The sequence below is a fragment of the Streptomyces sp. NPDC054932 genome, assembly GCF_053610205.1.
Window position 1 is genome coordinate 1 of sequence record NZ_JBSGXU010000395.1, and the last position, 1,387, is coordinate 1,387.

The following is a 1,387-nucleotide window of genomic DNA, read 5'->3' on the forward strand; positions in this document are numbered from 1 at the left end:
ACTCCGGCGCGCGGGAATATCCCGGTCAGAGCCCTCGACCGCGGGATCGGTGACGGCCGCGGCGGCTTCCGCGGTGCGCGGTGCCCGACGCGGGTGAGGAGTCTCACAGGACGTCGGCCACCGGGGCCGGTCGCGGTCTGGGGCGGACCGTCCCCGGTCGGACGTCATCAGTGCGTGATCTTCCTCGACAGGCGTCCGATCGGATCCTGGCACGGCCCCGCGGCGGGCGGGACGGAGACGAGCGACATCGTGTTCCTGGCGGACGGCCGAGGCCGGAGCAGGTTCGACAGCATCAGCGGCGAGCTCGCCGTCGGCCGCGGTGGCGCCGTACCCGCCCGCGCCCCGTCCCGCGCCGCCCCGTCCCGCCCCGTCCCGCGCCTACGGGGCCGTCGCGGCGTCGCAGTACTTCCTGATGAGCTCGTAGGAGCCGATGCGGTCATGGAGGTCGTGGACGGGCGTGGCCAGCATCAGCTCGTCCGCCCCGGTCTCGGCGGCCAGTTGCGCGAGCCGCGCCACGACGGTTCCGGGCGCCCCGACGGCCTGCTGCGCACGGAAGCCGGCCAGCGCCTGCCGTTCCTGCTCGGTGAAGGGGTGGACGGCCGCCTGCGCGGGTGTCGGGAAGGGGGTCTCGCTCAGTCCCTTCAGCAGGCCCGCCTTGATGACGTTCATCGGCCCCGCCCGCCATTCGGCCTCCTCCTGCGTCTGCGCACACACCGTCTCCACGCACAGCAGGACCCGGGGCCGCTCGCACCAGCGCGACGGGGTGAAGGCCGCCCGGTAACCGTCCAGGGCTGCAAGGGTGTTGTCCGGCCGGATGTGGTGCGCGATCGCGACCGGCAGGCCGAGGCGCGCGGCGAGGGCGGCCCCTGCGGTGCTGGATGCCAGCAGCCACGGCTCCGGAAGCGGACCGAGGGCGACCTCGTCCACCAGGAACGACAGGACGGCGGCCACATCGCTCTCGTACTCGGCGTCCGTCACGGGGTCGGCTCCGCGACGCAGCGCCCGCGCGGTGGCTTCGTCGAAGGTGCCGGGACCGCGGCCGATGCCCAGGTCGATGCGGTTCTCGTGCAGGGCGGCCAGGGTGCCGAACTGCTCCGCCAGCGTCAGGGGCGCGTGGTTGGGCGCCAGCACTCCGCCCGAACCGAGGCGGATGACGGAGGTCGAAGCGGCAGCGTGGGCCGTCAGTACGACCGGTGGGAACGCGCCGATCGCAGGGGAGTGGTGGTGCTCCGCGTACCAGAGGCGGTGGTAGCCGAGGCGTTCCATTCCTTGTGCGAAGGCCGTGGTGTCCCGCAGTGTGTCCGCGGCCCGGGTGCCCGTTTGCACCATCGCGACTTCCAGCGCTGAAAGAGGTATGTCGAGCATGCCGTCAGCATAGGGATCACGT

At 72.9% G+C, this 1,387-nt stretch carries 1 protein-coding gene; it reads right to left on the reverse strand.

What is annotated here, in order from left to right:
* Positions 1-378: 378 nt before the first annotated feature.
* Positions 379-1,365, reverse strand: a complete 987-nt coding sequence (locus tag ACWGE1_RS41065) for an MsnO8 family LLM class oxidoreductase (RefSeq protein ID WP_453425573.1) — start codon at positions 1,363-1,365, stop codon at positions 379-381.
* Positions 1,366-1,387 lie beyond the last annotated feature (22 nt).

Bases quoted from the DNA above. Each gene is read 5' to 3' on its own strand.
- ACWGE1_RS41065 (WP_453425573.1), bottom strand. From the start codon at position 1,365: ATGCTCGACATACCTCTTTCAGCGCTGGAAGTCGCGATGGTGCAAACG.